1 protein-coding gene is annotated in these 1484 nt (G+C 59.3%); it reads right to left on the bottom strand.

Annotation, left to right across the window (positions count from 1 at the left end):
• Nucleotides 1-1006, bottom strand: a 1006-nt coding sequence (locus tag PSOLE_RS23345) for a hypothetical protein (protein ID WP_088339366.1), incomplete at its 3' end; no start/stop codon positions are given.
• Nucleotides 1007-1484: the final 478 nt, after the last annotated feature.

The raw sequence follows: 1484 nt of genomic DNA, 5'->3' as shown, positions 1-1484 counted from the left end.
CTGGTTCTTCGGCTGCGAGGGGGATGCAGACGAACTTGGCGCAATCTTCATGCAGGCAGCACACGCGGTACGCCTGATGTTCGTCTTGCGGGACGGCCACATGGATTTCATGCCCAACGATGGTGTGCGGGTTCTCGTTGACGACGCGGGTGACGCCTTCCTGAGTCCAGCTCTCCAGCTTCACAGTGGTGTCGATCACTACAACAGCTTCCGATGGCATAAGCGGGGCAGTCTCGATGGCGTTGCGCAGGTTCTTGAGACGGGCGCGGTAGCTGCCCGGCTCGCGCAGTTCTGCTTGCCAAAGCTCGCGCACATAGTTCCCGATGATGCTGTAGGCCCAGCCACGGTTCCGCCAGTCCCCGTTCTGGTCTTTGACGGCCACGTCCTCGCGATGCTTGAACAGGCGCATGCACTCATGGGTTTCAAGCTCGAAGGTTTTGGCCTTCGCAGGGGCATACCCCAGCTCAGGATTGCGCAAGCCGTAGATCGGGGCATTGTAGCCCTCGATGATTCGCCACGCGCCCACGTTGCCGTCATAGATGCTGGCCAGCAGCTCGCCGTGCTCGTACAGGCTGACGGTCAATTTCTCGCCGTTCTCCAGCCGGATGCCTTCCGCCTCGAAACCAGTGACGGTCATGCGCTCCTTGATCATGTCGAACTCGGACTTGGGAACCGTGGAGTAAAGGCTATCGCCTACCGCCAGCTCGAAGGTTTGATCGTTGAGCATTACCGGGTTCGCCAGCTCCTTGAGCCAGCCCTGGATGTAGCCCTCGGGGCTAATATCGCGACCACCAGCGCCCTTGAGCATGCCGCCCTCGCAGCTCCCAGCCGAGCGGAAGATGCCGCGCATGATGTTGGCAATTTCGCCGATCAGCAGGCAGCCCCAGTGCGGGGTACGCGGGTAGCAGTTGGACTCGTAGGTTTCCTCGAACAGCACGTACATGGTCTTGCCGCTGTTGGTCTTGAACGCAGCTGCCAGTTTGCCGGTAGATACAGTAGAGCCCATGGTGATTCCCCTTGTCTGGTCGGGCTGAGTGCCCTTCGTTTTGAATGTGGCCAGTATCTAGGGGGAGGGGCTGTGTCATCGGGCGGTTGGGCAAAACATGAAAAATGCCCGTCTCCCAACGCCGGGATCGAGATTCGATAGCGTTCATCCGCAACAGGAATCGGAATGCTTGCGCGAAGACCGCAGGGTTAGTTCAGTAGCTTACGCCCTATAAGATTGAGTACGCCCATCCAGTCATTCTTGCGGGTCATCAGCAAAATGGATAATGCCCGCACATGGCGGGCATAGGGGTTGCTTGGTGGCGGGTTCAGCTGGCCAGCAAGTCCAGTTGCAGGGTCGGCGCTGCTGGTGCTGGTTCTTCGGCTGCGAGGGGGATGCAGACGAACTTGGCGCAATCTTCATGCAGGCAGCACACGCGGTACGCCTGATGTTCGTCTTGCGGGACGGCCACATGGATTTCATGCCCAACGATGGTGTG

This window comes from Pseudomonas oleovorans subsp. oleovorans (genome assembly GCF_002197815.1).
Classification (GTDB): domain Bacteria; phylum Pseudomonadota; class Gammaproteobacteria; order Pseudomonadales; family Pseudomonadaceae; genus Aquipseudomonas; species Aquipseudomonas oleovorans.
This window is presented reverse-complemented; position numbering and strand designations above follow the sequence as displayed.